Source organism: Pseudacidovorax sp., assembly GCF_017991995.1.
Lineage (GTDB): Bacteria > Pseudomonadota > Gammaproteobacteria > Burkholderiales > Burkholderiaceae_C > Xenophilus.
This window is the reverse complement of the sequence record NZ_JAGOPN010000001.1, coordinates 23,684-38,566: the sequence shown is the minus strand read 5'-3', so window position 1 is coordinate 38,566 and position 14,883 is coordinate 23,684. Positions and strand designations below refer to the sequence as shown.

The window sequence follows — 14,883 nt, the reverse complement described above, 5'->3', positions numbered from 1 at the left end:
CTACGGCAGCGGTATCAATATCGTGAAGTCGGTACGGCCGGGCACGCTGTCGCATTCGATGACCCCATGGTGCTGTTGCACGAAGGTCTGCGCCAGCGTCAGGCCCAATCCGGTTCCGCCTTCACGGCCCGAGACGAGCGGATAGAAGATGCGGTCCTTGATCGAGTCCGGGACGCCCGGGCCGTTGTCGATGACATGCAATTCCAGTGCCAGTCGCCACCACTGCTTGTTGAGGATGACCTGGCGGGCGATGCGCGTGCGGAAGGTGATGCGTGCATCGCCGGCCGCACGGCGCTCGGCCAGCGCCTGCGCCGCGTTGTGCGCGATGTTGAGCGTGGCCTGGATCAGCTGTTCGCGATCCCCGCGGAACTCGGGAATGGACGGATCGAAGTCGCGCTCGACCTCCAGGTCATGCGGAAACTCCGCCAGCAGCACCGAGCGCACGCGCTCGCAGACCTCGTGGATATTGACGTCGCCCACCACATGAGGCCTGCGGTGCGGGGCCAGGAGGCGATCCACCAGCGATTGCAGGCGGTCGGCTTCATGGATGATGACCTGCGTGTACTCGATCAGGTCGCGCGACTCGATCTCCATCTGCAGCAGTTGCGCCGCGCCGCGGATGCCGCCCAGCGGGTTCTTGATCTCGTGCGCGAGGTTGCGGATCAGCTCCTTGTTGGCCTGGGCCTGGTCGAGCAGCCGCACCTCGCGATCCTGCCGCACCTGCTGCTCCTGCGGCGACATCTCCAGCAGCAGTTCGGCCTTGCGGTCCGTCTGGGCCAGCGTGACCTGCACGGGCAGCGGCTCCTGCGTACCACGGCGCAGCTGTGCTTCGTAGCGCAACGTGGCGAAGTCGTTGGTGCGGGCGCCATCGATGGCCGTGCGCAAGGTCCCGGCATCGACGAAGAAGTTGCCCAGGGCTGCGCCTTCGAGCGTGCGACGCGATGTGCCCAGCGCATCCTCCAGGGCCGAATTGGCGAAGACGATGGTGCCGTCGTGGCGGATCACCACCACCAGGGTGGCAAGCAGATCGAAGGCCTGGAAGCGCTTGCTGGCGCGCGCAACCGTACCGAAGGCCATCAGCGCGACGCCGGCAGGCGGTCCAGTTCACGGCGCAGACTGGCCAAGTCGGCCTCGTTGCGCGCAATCTCGGCCTTCATCTCGGCCACGCGGTCCAGGTACTTCTGGTAGTTTCGCGCCTCGCTGCCCTGCTTCTCCGGCTCGCCGTTGTTGTAGTCCTTCATCAGTTCGGACTGGCGCGCCTCCAGCCGGCGCAGTTCGCCTTCAAGCACGCGACGGGCGTCGCTGTCGCGCGCCCGCTGCTCCGGCGAATCGACGCGAGGGCCGCTGCCGGCGGGCCGCGGGGAGGCGGTGGACGAAGGGGTGGACGCGCCGGCGGGCCGCGTCCCTTGCACGACGGTCACATTGCCGCCTTCGACGACCTTGCAGCCACGGCGTTGCGCATCGGCGGCGTTGTTGGTGTATTCGTTGCCGCAGCGCCAGATGCGCTCCTGCGCCTGCACGCCAAGAGAGCCGCCGAGGCCGAGCAACACAAGAAGAGGCAGGTAGGGTTTCATCATCGCGACCGGAGAGAAAGAGCTTGGCGCGCCATGGGCGATGCCACGCAACATTGTCTTGCAATTGGAAGACAGGCCGGCAGGCCGGTTCCCGCACCAAAGAAAAAGGACGGCCCGGGGGCCGTCCTTGTGCGCGATACCGCCGGGCGCCGAAGCGCCCGTGGCCATCACAGCGAGTAGTACATGTCGAACTCGACCGGGTGCGGAGCCATGCGGAAGCGCGTGACTTCGCCCATCTTCAGGTCGATGTAGGCGTCGATCATGGAGTCGGTGAACACGCCGCCCTTGGTCAGGAAGGCACGGTCCTTGTCGAGGTACTCGAGGGCTTGGTCCAGGCTGTGGCAGACGGTCGGCACCAGCGCGTCTTCTTCGGGCGGCAGATGGTACAGATCCTTGGTGGCGGCTTCGCCCGGGTGGATCTTGTTCTCGATGCCGTCCAGACCAGCCATCAGCAGGGCCGAGAAGCACAGGTACGGGTTGGCCGAGGGATCGGGGAAGCGCGCTTCGATGCGGCGACCCTTCGGGTTGGCGACGAAGGGGATGCGGATCGAGGCCGAGCGGTTCTTGGCCGAGTAGGCCAGCTTCACCGGCGCTTCGAAGCCAGGGACCAGCCGCTTGTAGCTGTTGGTGCCGGGGTTGGTGATGGCGTTCAGTGCACGGGCGTGCTTGATGATGCCGCCGATGTAGTACAGGGCGGTGTCCGACAGGCCGGCATAGCCGTCGCCGGCGAACAGGTTTTTGCCGTCCTTCCAGATGGACTGGTGCACGTGCATGCCGGAGCCGTTGTCACCGGCGTACGGCTTGGGCATGAAGGTGGCGGTCTTGCCGTAGCTGTTCGCCACGTTCCAGACCACGTACTTCAGGACCTGCGTCCAGTCGGCGCGCTCGACGAGTGTCGAGAACTTGGTGCCGATCTCGTTCTGGCCAGCGCCAGCCACTTCGTGGTGGAACACTTCGACCGGGATGCCCAGGCTTTCCAGCACCAGCACCATCTCGGCGCGCATGTCCTGGGTGCTGTCGACCGGCGGAACGGGGAAGTAGCCGCCCTTGGTGGTGGGACGGTGGCCGCGGTTGCCGCCTTCCATCTTCGCGCCGCTGTTCCAGGGGGCTTCGTATTCGTCGATCTCGCTGAACACGCGGCCGGCCTCATTGCTCCAGCGCACGCTGTCGAAGATGAAGAACTCCGGCTCGGGACCGAAGTAGGCGGTGTCGCCCAGGCCGGTGGACTTCAGATAGGCCTCGGCCTTCTTGGCGACCGAGCGGGGGTCGCGGTCGTAGGGCTTGCCGTCGGCGGGCTCGAGGACGTCGCACTGCAGGAACAGCGTCGTCTCTTCGTAGAAGGGGTCGATGTTGGCCGTGCTCGGGTCGGGCATCAGCTGCATGTCGGAGGCTTCGATGCCCTTCCAGCCGGCGATCGAGGAACCATCGAAGGCATGACCCGCGGTGAACTTGTCTTCATCAAAGGCCGAAACCGGCACGGTGACGTGCTGCTCCTTGCCGCGGGTGTCGGTGAATCGGAAGTCGACGAACTTGACCTCGTTTTCCTTGACGAGTTTCATGACGTCGGCGACGGTCTTTGCCATCAGGTTCTCCTGGGGGATTGGAAGGGTTGACGAAATTTGCGAGCAGGACGAACGCAGGTTCTATGCCATTTTCATTCGTTGTCCTACGCGGCACGTACGGCAGCGTTTGACGCTGGCGGTAGTAGCGTATGCACCGATATGATGCATCACAACTCAGCGCACCAATTCTGCGCCTATTGATGCACCAAAGTCGGACACACCTTGTTTCAGGCGTGCATATGCCGGTTCAAGTTGGCGCGTCTCGCCCTTGACGCCGAGTTCGATGTGGCGGCCGTACTTCGGGTGATCCACACTGGGCAGGCTGAATACCTTGATGCCCGAGAACTCGCGCTCGACCGCCTCCATGAGGGGCGTGAGGCTGGCTTCCATCGCACCGAAAACGATCAGCGAACGCTCGGCGATCGCCACCTCACGGTGCAGGGGCGCGTAGCGTTGGTCCAGCACCCACTCGACCATGGGCCACGCCATGACAGGGAAGCCCGGCACGAAATGCACATCGCGGACGCTGAAGCCGGGGATCTTGTTGTACGGGTTGGGGATGATTGAGGCCCCCTGCGGAAACACGCCCATATTTAGGCGATGCACGTTGTCGGCGCGGTCGGGCTCGTAGGGCACCCCCTGCTCGCGTGCGGTGTCCTGCATACGCTCGCGAATCAATTCGGCGGCCTCGGGGTGGAGCGCGAGGGGCACGCCGAGCGCCGCGGCTGCGCACTGGCGGGTGTGGTCGTCGGGTGTGGCCCCGATGCCGCCGGTTGAGAAGACGATGTCGGACCCGGCGAACGCCCGTCGCAGGGCCGCCGTGATGCGCGCGGGATCGTCGCCAACGTATTCGGCCCACGACAGCGACAGCCCCCGCGCACCGAGCAATTCGATGACGCGGGCCATGTGTTTGTCGGTGCGCTTGCCCGAGAGGATCTCGTCGCCGACGATGATCAGGCCGAAGGCGGGGCGTTCAGTGGAACTCATGGTGCGGGGGGATCGGAGGAAGGCAGGGCCGGCGGGGCGACGTCAGGCGGCGATCCCGCGGACGGAAGCAGTGTGGATGGCCCAGCGCCCGCCGCCTCCCGCCGCAGCTGCGACAGCGCCTCCAGCGCGTAATGGGCGAACCAAAGGGCGGAGAAGGCGAACACCAGCGTGTAGATCCACATCGCCACGGGAATCAGGATGAAGAAGGCCGCCGCGAACACCAAGCCGGAGGCCCAGACGATGCTCGGCGCCGCGCCGAGATAGCCGCACAGGATGCCGATGGTGAGCAGGCGCAGTCGATGGCGGCGCACGATGATGCGCCGCTCGTCTGCACTGGCATGCTCGGCCAGGGCGTCGAAACTCATCACGCGGCAGGTGAGCCAACCCCAGATCAGCGGTGGCAGCACGAGCACCAGCGGCGGCACCAGCCACAGCGGCATCGACACGAGCAGGGCCACCACAGCTGCCACCGTCAGCGCCACCGAGCGCACCACGCTGGCAACCATGCCTGCACCGTGCTTCTTTTCCAGGGTCGGAAAGCGCCGTTCGGCCACGAGACGCGTCAGTGCGGGCGCCATGAAGGCCGCCACGACGACCAGCGACACAATCGCCAGCACCGGGGTTGCGGCCAGCAGCACGATCAGGGGCGCCAGCAGGTTGCGGACATCGCCGACGAAAAGACGTTGGAGCCAGTTCCAGAAGCCGGCCAGCAGGGGCCAGGCATCCAGCGCGCCGCGCATCCAGCCGACCGCAGGCTCCCAGTAGAAGTAGGACAGGCCCACCGAGACCGCCACCATCAGCGCCAGCGGCACGAGCGACAGCAGGATGACACGCGGATGCAGGCAGTAGGCGGCCGCGCGCCAGCAGGAATCAGCGAGAAGACGCATCGGCGCGCAGCATAACCGCTGCCCGTGCGCCCTCGATGGAGCCGGGTGCGTCAGGCACGTCCCACAAGCCGTCGCAAGCCGAGCCACTGCTGCGACCAGAAGCCCCTGCCGTAGTCGCGCAGGCGGCCCTGGGCATCGGGCTCCACCTGGTCGCGGACGCCCGTGGGCAGATACCGCAGATCGAAGTTGGCGGTGCGCAGCAGCATGTCCCACCATGGCAGGAGCACGCCGAAATTGCAGCCCCCCAGCACGCCGGGGCGGCCCACCTCCTCATGGCCCACGCCGATCGCATGATGCAGCCGATGGAAGCGCGGGCTGACCCACAACCGCTCGCCCACTCGACCGAAGTGCAGCCGAAGATTGGCATGTTGCAGGCTCTGGCTGAGTTGGGTCAGCGCCACCAGGACGACGAACTGTCCAGGCGGCACACCGATGAGCTGGGCGACCACGACGACGATGGTGCTGTGGATGATGTCGTCCAGCAGGTGATTGCGGGCGTCGCTCCACATCGTCATCTGCCGCTGCGAATGATGCAGCGCATGCAGCCGCCACCACCAGTCGATGGTGTGCTGCCCGCGGTGGATCAGGTACTCGACGAAATCCAGCACGACCAGGTACAGCAGGAAGGTGACCCATGGCCGATCGGTCACACCGGGCCATAGCGCGTCGAGCTGCATCGTGCCCCAGCCAGCGGCACGCACGTGGCCGAGCGCCATGTCGAACAGCGGCTGCAGCACGAAGAAGATCCCCACCCGAAACAGGCCCAGCCGGTGGATCAGTGTGTAGATCACATCCACACGCACGGCCCGGCGGTCCCGCAACGGCTCCACCGGACGCCAGCGCTGGAGCGGCGCGAAGATCGCCAGCATCACGGCGATCTCGAGCAGGCCCACCAGCAGCCAGCCGGTGGCATCGAAGCCATCCTCCAGCAGGTTGCCCATGCCCGCCGCGAACATCACCGGCTGGACCACGGTTTCGAACAGCCACTGTTGCATCAGGCCGAACGGGTCGGTCAGCCAGGCATGCCAGTCCATCGGAAGCTCTCCGTCCTTGTTCGTGACTCAGGGGTGCGCCGCAATCCAGGCGCGGTAGTCAGGATGATCGCGCAGTGTGCGGAAGCAGAAGCCGCGTTGCTGCAGGCCCGCAACCAGCGGCTCGAGCACGGCTGGCGCCCACGGATCCTGGCGCGACCAGATGCCCAGATGGGCCAGCAGGATGTCGCCGGGGCGGATGCGCTCCAGCGCCTGGGCCAGCAGCTTCTGGTTCGGATACTTGTCGCTGGGCAACTCGTCGCCCAGAAAGCCCGCAGGCGACCAACCCACGTACATGTAGCCGCACGCGCGTGCGGCCTCCAGAAGCTTGGGCGAGGTCTTGCCGCCCGGCGCGCGATACAAGGGCAGCGGCGTCTTGCCGGTGATCTGCGCCAGGCGCTCGCTGGACTTGCGGATGTTTTGGCAATACTGCGCCTGCGTCCAGGTCAGGCGCTGACCCGATTGCGGTCCAGCCGACGGCTGGATGATGAAGCGCTTCTGGCCGTTCTCGTCAGGCAGGTCGGCGCGCCAGTAGGCGTGGTCGTAGGTGTGCGAAGCGAACTCGTCGCCGTCGGCTGCCCTCGCCTTCCACCACGGTGCCCAATGGTCGTCCAGGCTGTCGCCCCCGTCCTTGGTGCGCTCGGCGGCGGCAAAGAAGGTCACATGCACATCGTGGCGTTTGAGCACATCGGCCACCAGCGGCGCCACGCCCATGTGGCCCGTGTCGAACGTCAGGTAGACCGGCTTGCTGCAATCGGCCGCAGCCGCAGCGACGACGGATGCGCCGCCCGCGGCAGCCACCACCGCGACAGCCACGCGGCGGGCGGCGCGGCCCAGGCGTTCAACGCGCATGGTCGAGGGTCCAGACACCGTGCGGCGACTTGCCGACGGGTACCTGCTTCATGAGCTGGCCGGTCTGCAGGTCCACCACGCTGAGCTTCTTGGCCCAACGCGAGGTCACGTAGAGGCGCTTGCCGTCGGCGGAGACATCCATGCAGTCGGGGCCGCCGGGCACGGCGTAATTGGCCACCACCTTGAGGGTGGCGAAATCGATGCGGCTGATGGTGTTGGCCACACGGTTGCTGACGAACACCGTCTTGCCATCGCCCGCCGCCCGGAAGGCGTGCGCGCCCTTGCCCGTCGGCAGGATGCTCACGGCCTTCGGCTCGCGGCCTGCCACGTCGAACACCTGTACGCCCTCGCCGCCGGTCAGGCCGACCAGCAGCGTCTTGTCGTCATGGACGCCGAAGATGTCGGCAGGCATCGGCCCGGTGGCGACGCGCCAGCGAATGGTCTGGGTGGGGATGTCGACGGCGATCAACTCGTCGCTGTCCTGCATCGAGACATAGGCCGTGGTGCTCTTGGAATCGATCCAGATGTGGCTGGGTGTCTTGCCGGTGACGAGGCGCTTGGCCAGTTGCAGGTTACTGCCATCCCAGCGGTAGATGTCGACATGGTTCAGCCGGTTCGCGGCGGTGACGAACCACTTCATGTCGGGGGAAAAGCGCAACTGGTAGGGGTCGATGATGCCGTTGACGGTGCGCTGGATCTCGCCCGTCTTCGGGTCGAAGAAGGTCAGCGAGTCGCCAGCCGAGTTGGCCACGATGACCGAGCGCTGGTCCGGCGTCAGGTAGATGTGGTGAGGCTCCTTGCCCACCGAGACCCTGCGCATCTCGGTCCAGGAGGTGGGATCGATCAGGCTCACGGTCGCATCCAGCGAATTGAGCACGAAGATGGGCGGGGGAGCCGCCGCCGCGAGGCCCGGCAGACAACTGCAGGCCAGGGACAGCAAAACGGCCGCGAGGCGGCCGGCACGAAGGGAATGAGCGCGCAAGATTCAACCTGTGGAGGCGGGACGAAAAATACTAACGGTCAGCCCCCAGCAGAGGATGACTTCGTGGTCAGCTTCTTGACCTGGAACAGCGATTCGACCTCTGCGGCGGTGAGCCAGCGCCACTCGCCCGGCGCGAGCTCCGGGGGCAATTGCAGTTGCCCGACACGCGCCCGGTGCAGCGCCTCGACGCGATTGCCTGCTGCCGCCACCATGCGCTTGACCTGGTGGTACTTGCCCTCGTCGAGCGTCAACTGCAGCAGTCGCTCCTCCAGCCGCTCGGCGGCCAGCGCCCGCACCGGCCTGGGATCGTCATCGAGCACCACGCCTTCGCACAGCCGCGCCAGTTGCGCCTCATCCAGCGGGTGCTTCAACGCGGCCTCGTACACCTTGGGAACATGGTGACGCGGCGAAGCCATGCGGTGCAGGAACTTGCCGTCGTCCGACAACAGCAGCAAGCCGGTCGTGTCCTGGTCGAGCCTTCCAACGGCCTGAACCCCGTCCACACCGCCCTTGACCGGCCGCTGGCGCAACGGATCCGGCAGCAGCGTGTAGACCGAAGGCCAGGTCGAAGGCTTTTGCGAGCACTCCGTCCCCGCCGGCTTGTTCAGGACCACGTAGGCCTTGGCGTGGTATTCCCACGGCTTGCCCTGAACCGTGTAGCGAAGACCTTCCTGGGCGTCGACATCGAAGGCAGCGTCGGTGACGGCCTGTCCGTCGAGCGTGACGTGGCCATGCTGGATCAGGCCGGCGCACACGCGCCGCGTTCCGAACCCCTGGCTGAAAAGCAGTTCTTGCAGTTGCATGGTGGGCGCGGATGTTAGTCGACGCCCATCCGCGTGCTGGACCACAATCCGGCGCAGCACGCCCCGGGTCGGCCGGGAACGCGCCCTACTTCACCGCATCGAAGCAGCCATGCTCCATCATCTTCTCCGCTCCCTTGCGGCAGCCGCGCTCGCCGGGACCGCCGCCCTCGCCTTCGCGCAGCCGCAACTCGATCTGCCCCGCGTGCCCCTCACGGCCGGCATGTACCGGATCGATGCGCAAGTGGCCGCCACGCCGCAGCAGCGGCAGACGGGCCTGATGTTCCGCGAGAACCTGCCCCAGCAGGAAGGCATGCTCTTCGTGTTCGAGGAGCCCGCCGTGCAGTGCTTCTGGATGAAGAACACGCTCGTGCCGCTGACGGCCGCCTTCGTGGCCGACGACGGCCGCATCGTGAACCTGGCCGACATGCAGCCGCAGACCACCGACAGCCACTGCTCCGAGGCGCCGGTGCGCTACGTGCTCGAAATGAATCAGGGCTGGTTCGCCAAGAAGGGGCTGCGCAAAGGTGCCAAGCTGGCGGGAGCGCCGTTCGCGGCCGGTCGCTGATCGCCGCCCATGCGCCCCGGCTCGCGCGCCTGGACGCTGACAGCCTCGCGCGCCTTCCTACTACGCGAGGGCGTCGAGCACCACCTACATCGATGCCATCCAGGCCCAACGATCCTTCAGACCAGACCCCGGCGGCAATGTGGCAGCCGGGCCCCTGGCAACACTCAAAGGATCTTTCGATGTTCGAACAAGCACAAGGCGCTTTCCAACGCGTGGCAGGCAAGGCCCAGGATGCGCTGGGCGAAGTGACCAACGACTCGGGCATGCAGGCCGAGGGCAAGATGCGCGAGGCACAAGGCGTTGTTCAGCAGAGCTATGGGCAGGCGCTGGACGAAATCCGCGAAATGGCCGTGAAGCACCCTCTGGGACTCGTCGGCGGCGTCGCCGCTGCGGCGTTCCTGATGGGAATGATCTGCGCCCGCCGCTGACGCGCTTCAGTCCGTAGACCGAAAGAACGCCTCGGCTGCAGCGCTCGCTGGAGTGCTGTGGCCAGGCCTACTCATCTCCTGGGCGGCAGGTTCACGCCTTGCCGCTCTTTGGCGTTTGACCGCGTACATCGCCGCGTCCGCATGGCCGAGCAACTCCTCCGCATCCTTCCCATCGGCCGGGAAGCGCGCGGCCCCGATGCTCGGCCGTACCACCAAGGTCGCATCGCCCACCACAAAGGGCTGGATGAAGGCTTGCTCGATGCGGCTGCTCAACAGGTAGGCGCCGCGGCCGCCGACGTCCTGCTCCAGCAGCACCACGAATTCGTCGCCGCCAAGCCGCGCCAACACATCGGCGCTCCTAACCGTTGCACCCAGCCGGTCAGCCACGGACTGCAGCAGGTGGTCGCCCATCGCGTGGCCCATGCTGTCGTTCACCCGCTTGAATTCGTCCAGATCGAGGAAGAGCAACGACAGCTCCAAATCGCGCTCCTGCGCCGCGCGTACCGCGGCGGACAGGCGCTCGACAAAGGAGCGGCGGTTGAGCAATTGGGTCAACTGGTCTCGCTGGGCGAGGGTCTGCAGACCCACATGGAGCCGCTTGCGTTCGATCGCGGTCGCCACCTGGGATGCGATGAAATGCAGCAGTTCGGCGTCGGCGGCCCCATAGCCCTTCTCGTGATCCTCGCTGCGCAGCACCAGTGCGCCGATCGGCCCGTCCTGCGTGGGCAGCGCGGCAGCCAGCAGCCCCGGTGGCGACTCGCAATCCCCCTCCTCGGTTGACGCCTGGCCAAGCAGACGCGCCAGCCAGGGCGCATCTGCCGGGCTCACCGGCCCAGGCGCCCTGCCCATCACGTCGACCTGGTAGGCAGGGTGCAGCAACTGCCTTGCGTCATCGAAGAGCAGTACCGCGAAGTTCCTCGCGTCGAGCAAAGTGCCGACGATGCCGTGCACGCTTTCGAACAAGGAGAACAGGTCCTGAGCCGTATGCGCAGCTTCGGAGATGGCGTAGAGCGCCGCCTGCAAGGCGCGACTCTGATGCAGCTCGGTGATGTCGTGCGCGACGGCCACGCGCAGGCCGGCACTCTCCACCCACTGTGCCGTCCACCGGACGTGGACGACGCCCCCATCCTTGCGGATGTAGCGGTTCTCGAAGTGGAGTTGCAGATGTCCCTGCATCACCCGACGGGCGGCCTCCAGGGTGGGCGCCCGATCATCCGGATGCACGAACTCCATCATGTTCCGACCCACGACCTCTTGCGTGCCGTAGCCGAAGATTCGCTCGAACGCCGCGTTCACGAAAACGAAGTCACCCGACGGCGTGACCGCACAGACGGCATCGAGCAACAGGTCCAGGAAGTTTTCGGAAACGAATCGGCGCATGGGCATGGGAAGCCGGGCTTGAAACCCAGAGGCCCATTGTCCCGCCATTCGCCCCCAAAGGAGGGCTTGAGCGTGTCACGCCCCGCCGATGGAGACACACCACCGCAGTGATACGGACGAAAAAAACGCCACCGGATGGTGGCGTTTTCTTGGAATGGTGGTGGGCGGTGAGGGCTTTGAACCCCCGACCCCAGCAGTGTGAATGCTGTGCTCTACCCCTGAGCTAACCGCCCGAGGAGAAAGACTTTCGTCTTTTCCTTCAGTTTCGTGCAGTGCTGCGCGAAGCCTTAGATTATGCCATGCTTTTTTGATCTTGCAACCGAAAGATGGTTTTTCCGCCGCTGGCCTTGTCCAGGTCGAGCAACGCCTGCTCATGCGAAGCGAGTTCGTCCACGGTCGCGGCCAGCACAGGCAGGCTGAACTGGCGCAGATCCACATCGACGACGATGCCCTGCTCCTCGCTTTCGCCCGTGTCGATGTCGATCAGCAGCGCGTCCTGGCCGCGCGTGAGATTGATGTAGACGTCGGCCAGCAACTGCGCGTCGAGCTTGGCGCCATGGAAGGTCCGGTTCGACCGGTCCACGCCGAAGCGATCGCACAACGCATCGAGCGAGTTGCGCTTGCCGGGGAAGAGTTGCTTGGCCATGACCAGGGTGTCGGTCACCTCGGCCACGTAGTCGCGCAACGGTTGCAGGCCCGCCCGCTCGAATTCCTTGTTGAGGAAGCCAACGTCGAAGGCCGCGTTATGGATGATCAGTTCGGCCCCGCGCAGGTACTCCACCACGTCGCGCGCCATGGTGGCGAACTTGGGCTTGTCGCGCAGGAACTCGGTGGTCAACCCGTGGACCCGGAGCGCATCCTCGTGGCTCTCGCGTTCCGGGTTGAAGTACAGATGCAGGTCGTTGCCGGTCAGCTTGCGGTTGACCAGTTCGACGCAACCCAGCTCGATCACCCGGTCGCCGTTCTCCGCCGACAGGCCGGTGGTCTCCGTGTCGAGGACGATCAGGCGCGACATGCACTCTCCTTGCAGGGCATCCCGGGGTTGGAAGACGCCGCCATAGTCAGTGGTTTTCCTTGGCGTGGTTGATCGTGTACTTGGGAATCTCCACGACCAGATCCTTCTGCGCCAGGATCGCCTGACACGACAGGCGCGACTGCGGCGTCAGGCCCCAGGCACGGTCGAGCAGGTCTTCCTCTTCTTCCTCGGCCTCGTTCAGAGAAGCGAGGCCTTCTCGCACGATCACATGGCACGTCGTGCAGGCGCAGCTCATCTCGCAGGCATGCTCGATCTCGATGCCGTTTTCGAGCAGCGCTTCGCAGATGGAGGTGCCTGCCGGCGCCTGGATCTCGGTGCCCTGCGGACAGTACTCGGCGTGGGGAAGGATCTTGATGATGGGCATGGGTATCAAACGGATTCGATGCTGCGGCCCGCCAGCGCCTGGGCGATGCCCTTGTTCATGCGTTGCGCGGCGAAGGCCTCAGTGCCATGGGCCAGCGCCTCGGTGGCCTCGGTGATGGCCGACTTGTCGTCGCCATCACGCACGGCAGCCAAGGCGTCCAGCAACTGATCGATGGTCTGACGCTCCGGCGCGCTCAGAAGCGCGCCGTCGGCTGCCAGTGCGGTGCGGGTCGCCTGCAACATGCGGTCGGCCTCGACGCGCGCCTCGATCAACGCGCGCTGCTGCATGTCGGCTTGCGCGGTCGCAAAGCCCTCCTGCAGCATGGTGGCGATCTGGTCGTCCGACAGGCCATAGGAAGGCTTGACGGTGACGCTGGCCTCGACGCCGCTGCTCTGCTCCTTGGCGGAAACGGAAAGCAGGCCGTCGGCATCCACGGTGAAGGTCACGCGGATGCGCGCGGCGCCGGCCGCCATCGGCGGAATGCCACGCAGCGTGAAGCGCGCCAGGCTGCGGCAGTCGGCAACCAGATCGCGCTCGCCCTGCACCACATGCAGCGCCAGCGCAGTCTGGCCGTCCTGGTAGGTGGTGAAGTCCTGCGCCATCGCGGTGGGGATGGTTGTGTTGCGCGGCACGATGCGCTCCACCAGTCCGCCCATGGTCTCGAGGCCGAGCGACAGCGGGATCACGTCCAGCAACAGCAGGTTGCCCGCGCCATCGTTGCCAGCCAGTTGATTGGCCTGGATCGCCGCGCCGAGCGCCACGACCTCGTCCGGGTTGAGGTTGGTGAGCGGCGGACGCCCAAAGAAATCGCCCACGGCCTGCCGGATCTGCGGCATGCGCGTGGCGCCACCCACCAGCACGATGCCCTGCAATTCGTTCGGCGCCAGCCGTGCATCGCGCAGCGCCTTGCGCACGGCCGCGAGGGTACGCTGCGTCAGGGGCTGCGTGGCGGCGTCGAAGTCGGTGCGCGTGATGGTCAGCTCATGTGTCGCACCTGCCAGTTCGACCGTGAGCGGCGCCGTGTCGGCACCGGTCAAGGCCTCCTTGCAGTGACGCGCGGCAACCAGCATCCGTGCCCGCTCCTCGTCGTTGCCCGGAACCCGTCCCAGGCGCTGGCTCACCAGGTCTGCCAGCGCATGGTCGTAGTCGTCGCCGCCCAGGGCCGAGTCACCGCCGGTGGCAATGACCTCGAACACGCCCTGCGTCAGCCGCAGCACCGAGATGTCGAAGGTGCCCCCACCCAGGTCGTAGACGGCATAGACACCCTCGCTGCCGTTGTCGAGCCCATAGGCGATGGCAGCGGCGGTGGGCTCGCTGATCAGGCGCAGCACATTGAGCCCTGCCAGTTGCGCGGCATCCTTGGTGGCCTGTCGCTGGCCCTCGTCGAAATAGGCCGGCACGGTGATGACCGCGCCGTACAGGTCGCCGTCGAAGGTGTCTTCTGCGCGGTAGCGCAGCGTGGCCAGGATCTCCGCGCTCACCTCCACGGGCGACTTGGGGCCGGCGACGGTCTGCACCTTCACCATGCCGCCCTCATCGAGGAGCGTGTAGGGCATGGCAGACCGGTTGGCGATGTCGCCCAGCCCGCGGCCCATGAGCCGCTTGGCCGAAGTGACGGTATTGGCCGGATCCGAAGCGCGCGCATCCAGGGCCGCAAAGCCGATCTGCCGCCGCTGCGCATCCAGGTAGCGCACCGCCGATGGAAGGATCACCCTGCCCTGCTCGTCGGGCAGGCATTCGGCGACGCCGTTGCGCACCGAGGCAACCAACGAATGGGTGGTGCCCAGGTCGATGCCGACCGCGATGCGCCGCTGATGCGGGTCCGGCGCCTGGCCGGGTTCGGAGATCTGAAGAAGTGCCATGGAGAAAACTATTGTCCCAGCCGGTCGAGCCGCTCATCGAGTTCTGTCGAAAAGCGTTCGATGAACATGAGGGCTCTGACCTGCTGCGCTGCGGCGGGGTAGTCGCCCTTCTCGTCGATCAGCCAGTCCAGGCTGGAGAGGGCGCGAGCGCGGGCGGACTGCACCTGCTGCTGCAAGGCATCGAGCGCCGACGCGTCGCCTGCTTCTTCCAACTCCTCGCGCCAGCTCATCTGCTGCATGAGGAAGTCCGCCGGCATGGCCGTGTTGTTCTCGGCCTGCACAGGCGCGCCGTTCATTTCGCACAGGTAGGCCGCACGGCTCAACGGATCCTTCAGTCGCTGATAGGCCTCATTGATGCGCACGGACCATTGCATGGCCAGTCGCTGCGCCGCCGTGCCCTGCGCCGCGAAGCGATCAGGATGCGCCTCGCGCTGCAATTCCTTCCAGCGCGCATCCAATGCACCCCGGTCCTGCCCGAACGTGGGCCGCACCGCGAACAGCGTGAAGTCATCGTCGGTCAATTGCATGGGCCATTCCTCGTGCTGCCAAGAAAAAGCCGCCAAGCCCTTT

Annotated in this window: 16 protein-coding genes and 1 tRNA gene; 2 read left to right on the top strand and 15 right to left on the bottom strand. The window is 66.1% G+C overall.

The annotated features are described in order from the left end of the window. From glnL to KBC94_RS00165, 9 genes are all read right to left on the bottom strand, one after another. Window positions 1–1,077: a nitrogen regulation protein NR(II) gene (gene glnL, locus KBC94_RS00205; protein ID WP_114804115.1), complete on the bottom strand. Its 1,077-nt coding sequence runs from the start codon at window positions 1,075–1,077 to the stop codon at window positions 1–3. Next, window positions 1,077–1,574 (bottom strand): hypothetical protein, encoded by a 498-nt coding sequence (locus tag KBC94_RS00200; protein WP_294365923.1) that lies wholly within the window; start codon window positions 1,572–1,574, stop codon window positions 1,077–1,079. Before KBC94_RS00200 ends, glnL begins: the two co-directional genes overlap by 1 nt. Before the next feature lie 167 nt (window positions 1,575–1,741). Then, window positions 1,742–3,157 carry a type I glutamate--ammonia ligase gene (glnA, locus tag KBC94_RS00195; protein WP_234194210.1) on the bottom strand — a complete coding sequence of 472 codons (1,416 nt, stop codon included), beginning with the start codon at window positions 3,155–3,157 and terminating at the stop codon, window positions 1,742–1,744. 153 nt (window positions 3,158–3,310) lie between these two features. Next, window positions 3,311–4,123, bottom strand: coding sequence for a molybdopterin-binding protein (locus KBC94_RS00190; RefSeq protein WP_294364964.1), 813 nt, complete (start codon window positions 4,121–4,123; stop codon window positions 3,311–3,313). Then, window positions 4,120–5,010 carry an EI24 domain-containing protein gene (locus KBC94_RS00185; RefSeq protein ID WP_294364961.1) on the bottom strand — a complete coding sequence of 297 codons (891 nt, stop codon included), beginning with the start codon at window positions 5,008–5,010 and terminating at the stop codon, window positions 4,120–4,122. Before KBC94_RS00185 ends, KBC94_RS00190 begins: the two co-directional genes overlap by 4 nt. 50 nt (window positions 5,011–5,060) lie before the next feature. Beyond that, window positions 5,061–6,044, bottom strand: coding sequence for a sterol desaturase family protein (locus KBC94_RS00180; protein ID WP_294364958.1), 984 nt, complete (start codon window positions 6,042–6,044; stop codon window positions 5,061–5,063). A 27-nt stretch (window positions 6,045–6,071) separates the two neighbouring features. Next, on the bottom strand, window positions 6,072–6,893 hold the full coding sequence (locus tag KBC94_RS00175) for a polysaccharide deacetylase family protein (protein ID WP_294364955.1): 822 nt from the start codon (window positions 6,891–6,893) through the stop codon (window positions 6,072–6,074). Next, entirely contained in the window at window positions 6,883–7,833 is a 951-nt protein-coding gene (locus tag KBC94_RS00170; protein WP_294365921.1) for a beta-propeller fold lactonase family protein, read from the bottom strand. The genes KBC94_RS00175 and KBC94_RS00170 overlap by 11 nt, the downstream gene beginning before the upstream one ends. Before the next feature lie 80 nt (window positions 7,834–7,913). Then, complete coding sequence (locus tag KBC94_RS00165; protein ID WP_294364952.1) at window positions 7,914–8,678, bottom strand: 16S rRNA pseudouridine(516) synthase; 765 nt, start codon at window positions 8,676–8,678, stop codon at window positions 7,914–7,916. A gap of 109 nt (window positions 8,679–8,787) precedes the next feature. On the opposite strand from KBC94_RS00165, the gene KBC94_RS00160 reads away from it, so the two are divergent. After that, window positions 8,788–9,243 carry a DUF192 domain-containing protein gene (locus KBC94_RS00160; protein WP_294364945.1) on the top strand — a complete coding sequence of 152 codons (456 nt, stop codon included), beginning with the start codon at window positions 8,788–8,790 and terminating at the stop codon, window positions 9,241–9,243. Between the two features lie 179 nt (window positions 9,244–9,422). After that, window positions 9,423–9,671, top strand: a complete 249-nt coding sequence (locus KBC94_RS00155; protein WP_234194202.1) for a CsbD family protein — start codon at window positions 9,423–9,425, stop codon at window positions 9,669–9,671. Window positions 9,672–9,677: 6 nt separating this feature from the next. Here the strand turns inward: KBC94_RS00155 and KBC94_RS00150 are convergent, their stop codons facing one another. From KBC94_RS00150 to hscB, 6 genes are all read right to left on the bottom strand, one after another. After that, the gene (locus KBC94_RS00150) at window positions 9,678–11,057 is read right to left on the bottom strand and encodes a diguanylate cyclase (RefSeq protein WP_294364936.1); all 1,380 of its coding nucleotides are present in this window, start codon (window positions 11,055–11,057) and stop codon (window positions 9,678–9,680) included. Window positions 11,058–11,209: 152 nt separating this feature from the next. After that, a tRNA-Val gene (locus KBC94_RS00145) sits at window positions 11,210–11,284 on the bottom strand. Window positions 11,285–11,343: 59 nt separating this feature from the next. Then, the gene (dnaQ, locus tag KBC94_RS00140) at window positions 11,344–12,066 is read right to left on the bottom strand and encodes a DNA polymerase III subunit epsilon (protein WP_294364935.1); all 723 of its coding nucleotides are present in this window, start codon (window positions 12,064–12,066) and stop codon (window positions 11,344–11,346) included. A gap of 46 nt (window positions 12,067–12,112) precedes the next feature. Then, window positions 12,113–12,451, bottom strand: coding sequence for an ISC system 2Fe-2S type ferredoxin (gene fdx, locus KBC94_RS00135; protein ID WP_017756979.1), 339 nt, complete (start codon window positions 12,449–12,451; stop codon window positions 12,113–12,115). 5 nt (window positions 12,452–12,456) lie between these two features. Further along, window positions 12,457–14,313, bottom strand: coding sequence for a Fe-S protein assembly chaperone HscA (hscA, locus tag KBC94_RS00130; protein ID WP_294364929.1), 1,857 nt, complete (start codon window positions 14,311–14,313; stop codon window positions 12,457–12,459). Window positions 14,314–14,321: 8 nt separating this feature from the next. Beyond that, window positions 14,322–14,840 carry a Fe-S protein assembly co-chaperone HscB gene (hscB, locus tag KBC94_RS00125; protein ID WP_294364926.1) on the bottom strand — a complete coding sequence of 173 codons (519 nt, stop codon included), beginning with the start codon at window positions 14,838–14,840 and terminating at the stop codon, window positions 14,322–14,324. Between the last annotated feature and the right edge of the window lie 43 nt (window positions 14,841–14,883).